Source organism: Isoptericola sp. NPDC060257 (assembly GCF_042726645.1).
Classification (GTDB): domain Bacteria; phylum Actinomycetota; class Actinomycetes; order Actinomycetales; family Cellulomonadaceae; genus Isoptericola; species Isoptericola nanjingensis.
In genome coordinates this window covers 1-5,099 of record NZ_JBHXAW010000312.1, presented here as the reverse complement: position 1 = coordinate 5,099, position 5,099 = coordinate 1, and the positions used below count along the sequence as shown (strand labels likewise).

The 5,099-nt window shown below is 79.6% G+C and carries 2 protein-coding genes; both read right to left on the bottom strand.

Going from position 1 to position 5,099, the window contains the following annotated elements:
* Nucleotides 1-191: LLM class flavin-dependent oxidoreductase (locus ACFWEK_RS18890; protein WP_430555038.1), on the bottom strand; the 191-nt coding region annotated here is incomplete at its 3' end.
* A gap of 68 nt (nt 192-259) precedes the next feature.
* The gene (locus ACFWEK_RS18885) at nt 260-5,071 is read right to left on the bottom strand and encodes an FtsK/SpoIIIE domain-containing protein (RefSeq protein WP_430555037.1); all 4,812 of its coding nucleotides are present in this window, start codon (nt 5,069-5,071) and stop codon (nt 260-262) included.
* Nucleotides 5,072-5,099 lie beyond the last annotated feature (28 nt).

Below are 5,099 nucleotides of genomic sequence, written 5' to 3'. Positions count from 1 at the left end.
GAGGTGTGGGTGGTGGTCACGGTCGGGACGAGGCCGATGCGGGAGGTGTGCGGAGCGATCCGGGACAGCGCGGAGAGGGCGTCGATGCCCGGCCCGCCGAAACCGTCGTGGAGCGTGACGAAGTCGAGGGCTCCGTGCTCGGCGAGCCGGGCGAGCCGCAGATGGGGCTCGGCGTCGAAGGGGCGCGCCAAACCGGGTCCGATGGGTGGGGGTTGATCTGCCGTCCAGCGTCACACCTCGTGAAGCGCCGCACAAGGGGTTACGTGAAAGTTTCTCCCGCATGAAGCGTGAGTGCTTCATCACACTGTCGTGAAACTGCAGGTCGCACGTATTCTGACGTGTCATGCGCGCTCCTGTCACCCCCTCGTCCGATGCCGACGGCGCTCCGGAGGGGCCCCGCCCGCCGGGCCTGAAGGTCGTCGCCGCGGGGGTCGGGATCGAGGCCGTCCTGCTCGTCGGGGCTGCCGTGATGATCGGGATCGAGGTCGTGCGCGGCGCCTCCAACAGCGTAGCCGTGAGCGTCTTCCTCGTGCTCTTCTTCCTCGGCCTCGCGTGGCTGCTCGTCGGGTCCTGCCGTGCGCTGTGGGCGGGACGTCGCGGCGGCCGGGCGCCGATCGTCGTGTGGCAGATCATGCAGGGCCTCGTCGGTGTCAGCCTCCTGACCGCCGGGGCGGCCGGGGCGGTGCTCGCGGGCCTGGGCCTGCTGCTCGTCGCCGCCGCGGTGCTCGTCGCGGTGATGACACGCCGGGTCGTCGAGGCGACGTCCGGCTGAGTCCGCGGCGGCTGAGTCTGCGGCGACAGGGTTCATGGCGGCCGGGTCCACGTCTGCCGGCCGGGCCACCTGCACGACCTGCACCCGCCCCGCCTGCACGAGCGCCCCGCGCCCCGCGCGCGCCGGTCCGGGGTCGACGGCGTCCGCGAGCGGTACGCCCAGCAGGTCGTCCGCCCCGCGCTCGCCCGGGTGCAGCATCACTCCCGTGCGGCGCGCGCGGAGCTCGGCGAGGGCGCCCCGGTGCGCCAGCGCCGTCCCCGTGGAGCTCGCCGCCGCCACGAGCACGAGGCCGGTCCCGTCGGTCAGCGCGGAGATCCGCTCCGCCTCCAGCGGGTGCTGCTGGGCGAGGACGTCGAGGTCGTCCACCACGAGCACGCGGGGACCCTGGTCCGTGACGGCAGGGAGGGCCGCGCGCCCGTCGCCCGGTGGTCCCGCCGGGCCGTCCGGCAGCCCGTCCGGCAGCCCGTCCAGCAGCCCGGCGAGCAGCCCGGCCAGGGCTGCCGGCGACGGTGCCACGGCCGGGACGTCGCCGGCGTCCTGGCGCAGGACGGCATCCCGCGAGACCACGCCGGCCAGTCGTCCCGCCGCCGCCAGCCGCCGGACGACGAGCCGCAGGACGGTGGTGCGGCCGCTGGCACGCGGTCCGGTGACGAGGGCGCCACGGCCGACGTCGAGCTCGACCGGGCCGGCCGCGTCGCCCCCGACCCCGACGGGGACGAGCAGCATGCCGCCGCCGCGCGGGTCGGCGGCACGGTGCCGGGGACCGCGCCCCGGTGCCGTGGGCAGGTCGGCCTCCACGACCGTCGTGGGCAGCGGCCGGACCTTCACCGGCGCAGCGGCCCCCCGCCCGGCCGCGCGGCCGCCGGGAACGGCGTCGGGGACGGACGGTTCGTCCGGCAGCAGGACCTGGCACAGGACCTGCTCGCGTGCGAGCCAGGCGGCGCGACCTGCGGGCCCGCCGCGACCGGCGAGCCCCGACGGCGCCCCGAGGAGCACGTCGGCGTGCGCCTCGGGGCCGAGCAGCACCAGTCGCGGCCCGGCCCGCGCGGCGAGCCCGCCGAGGGTCGCGCCGTCGGACGCGAGCGCGAACGCGACGCCGGGCGAGGCCAGCGCCCGCACGAGCGGGTCCCACGGGTCCGGTCCGGCGAGCGCGGCGCGCAGCTCGTCGACGCCGTCGACCACGACGAGCGTCCGTGCCCGGCGCTGCGCCGCGTCCGTCGCCAGCAGGCGCAGCAGCCGTGCCGCTCGCCGCGGCGCCGCGGGGCCGGCGAGGGTGCCGAGGCCCGGGTGCCGCTCGAGGCGGGCGAACCGGGGGAGCGCGGCCGCCGGTGCCAGCACGTGCACGTGCCAGCCCTCGTCCAGCGCGGCCACCGCCGTCGTCAGGAGCGCCGTCGTCCTGCCGGAGCGTGCGCGGCCCACGACGCCGAGGTGCCCCGTGTCCGGGTCCCAGCGCACGACGGTCCGGCGCTGGCGGTCGGGATCGTCGCCCAGCGCGAGGGGGAGGCCCGCGGAGTCGTCGACGGCCTCGGGGACGTCCCGGACCTGGACGCGCTCGGGCAGCGGGGGCAGCCACGGAGCGGCGCCGGGGCGGAGGCCTCGCGCGGCGGCAGCGTCGACGAGCGTGTCGACGAGCGAGTTCACGGGGCACGACGTCGCGCCGGCTCCCGCGGAGCGCTCGCGCGGGTCGCGCCCCGACGGTGCCGCCACCGGCGGCGTCCCCCAGGCCGGAGCCCGGCGCACCTGGTCCCCGGCCGTCGTGGGGAGCCCCGAGGCATGAGCGCACTGGAGCGCCACCGGTGGCTCGGACCCGCGGCGCAGGACGGCGCGCCCCGGCGTCCCCGGTACGATCCGGGCGGCCGCGGGCGTCTCGACCACGTCGAGCGAGTCCGCGGCGTCCACGACCCGTAGCGCGAGCCGCGCCGAGACGTTGGCCCGCACGTCGGCGCTCACGGCCCCCGCGGGCCGCTGCGTGGCGAGCACCAGGTGCACGCCCAGGGAGCGACCCTGCGCGGCCACGCGCAGCAGCCCGGGCAGGAAGTCCGGCAGGTCGTCGGCGAGGGCACGGAACTCGTCCACCACCACGACCAGCCGCGGCGGCGCGTCGGGCAACCCCGGAGGCAGGGCGGCGAGGTCCGCCGACCCGTGCCGGGCGAGGACGTGCTCGCGCCGGCGCAGCTCCGCGCGGAGACCGGCCAGGGCGCGGCCCGCCAGCCCGGGGTCGAGGTCCGTGACCTGGCCGACGACATGCGGCAGCCGCCCGCACGCGCCGAACGACGCGCCGCCCTTGAAGTCGACGAGTGCGAGCGCGAGGTCGCGCGGGGACCGCTGCGCCGCGAGCCCCAGCACGAGCGACTGCAGCAGCTCGGACTTGCCCGCCCCCGTGGTGCCGGCCACCAGCAGGTGGGGCCCGTCCGCCACCAGGTCGAAGGTCACGGGCAGCCCACGGGCGTCCCGGCCGAGCGGCACCGCCCAGCCGGTGGTGGTGTCCCAGGCGGCGCCGGGATCGGGTGCGTCGTCGAGCAGGTCGACCAGCGGGACGGCGGCGGGGAGCCGCGGGTCTGTCGGGTCGCCGTCGTCGCCGGGCCCGCCCGCCTCGTCGTACCCGTGCGCCCGGTCCAGCATGGCCAGCGACCGGCGCAGCCCCGCCAGGCCCGCGACGAGTCGCGCGACCTGCTCCGCCCAGGCCGCGTCGACGCCGACGAGCGGCCCGGTCGTGGCGGAGCCGTCCGGCGCCGCCCGCCGGACCCGGCCCGCGCGCACCCGCCACGTCGTGCGGCACCACGACGGCACGGGGGCGCCGTCGGGCAGGCACAGCAGCACGGCGCCGCCGCGCGCGAGCACCTCGTCGGGCCGCGCGGTGACGGCGGCACGGTCGGGCGCGGCGGGCGCGTCGACGACGAGGAGCGGCGGGCCGGCGGTCGGCAGCCAGCGGCACCACGACCAGGCGTCGCGGGCGCCGACGACGTCCACCGACGCGCCGGCCGCGGCGAGCTCGGCGACCACCGACCGCGCGGCCGCGAGCACGTCCGCACGCGGTCCGACCACGGCGATCGCGCCGTCGGGCACCAGCTCGGCGACCGCGCCCGCCACCACCGCACCACCTCCCTGACCGGTCGCCCCGGGGGTCGCGCCCCGGGGCGACGGCCCGCCGCGGTGACCGCCGGCGCAGGCCCGCGCCGCGGCCCGCGCGCACGCGGCGTCCCACGCTCCGTCCGACGCCTGGTGGGCCGCGACCAGCCGGGCGAGCAGCGGGCCGGGTGCCTCGCCCACGACGCGGGGCGGGGCGTCCCCGGGCGCCGTCCCGTGGCCGGTCGCCGGGTCGGCGGCGGCGGGGCCGGACCCGCCGCGTCGCCGCCGTCGCGCGGCGAGGAGCTGGGGCACCAGGGTCGCGACGCCGAGCAGGGAGAACAGCGCGTACGCCGGCTGCCGCAGCACCGCGGCGAGCACCAGCGAGCCCACGACGGGCAGCGCGGCGGTGGCGAGCATCCCCGCGCCGGGCCCGGACGGCGCCGCCGCGTCGGCGGCCTCACGGCCAGGGACGGCGTCGAGCCAGGCCGCCACGGTCCCGGAGCGGTGCAGCGTCCATGAGCGCACGCCGCGCGGGCCCCTCACCTCGAGCACGCTGCCGGCGCGCCAGCGGCGCGGGAGGCGCCCCACCGACCGCGCACGCCGTCGCGCCAGGGCAGCGTCGCGGACGAGCCGTGCGGTCGCGCGGGGCACGCGGGCACGCCGGTCGTCGGACGACTGCCGTCCGCCAGCCGTGCACGGGAACGCCGTCGTGCCCGGTCCCCGTCGCGTGAGCCGCACGGTGACACGGTCCGGCCGCCGCGGGTCCACACGCACCACGAGGCCGCCCTCGGACGTCGGGCCCGTGTCGTGGGGCAGCGCCGTCGACCCGCCGGGCGCGAGGGCGACGGTCGCCCCCGCGGCGGGGCCGTCGGCGCGGGCGGCGAGCCACGGCCCGTCGAGGACGGCCGCCGCCGGGCGGGCGATGCCCGAGCCTGCGCGCGCGCCCGCTGCCCCGTCGTCGAGCACGGCGACGACGGCCCCGGGAAGGAGCGGGCGGCGCCCGACGACGTCGTCGTCGGACACGAGGACGCCGCCGGCGCGCAGCGGGACGTGCCGCAGCTCGGGTCGGCGCAGGAGGTCGGCGAGCCCCGCCCGGCATGCGCCGAACGGCCGCCCCGCCGGCAGGAGCACGTCCTCTCCCGGACGCACGGTGACCCGGACGTCGCCCGTCCGCCCCCGGGCGTGGCCGGGCGCGGGGACGACGAGGGCGGGCACCGAGGAGGTCGACATGACCCCCAGGGTGCCCGCCCGGGAAGGC

Coding starts and splice junctions, on each gene's coding strand:
- ACFWEK_RS18885 (WP_430555037.1), bottom strand. CDS start 5,071: ATGTCGACCTCCTCGGTGCCCGCCCTCGTCGTCCCCGCGCCCGGCCAC.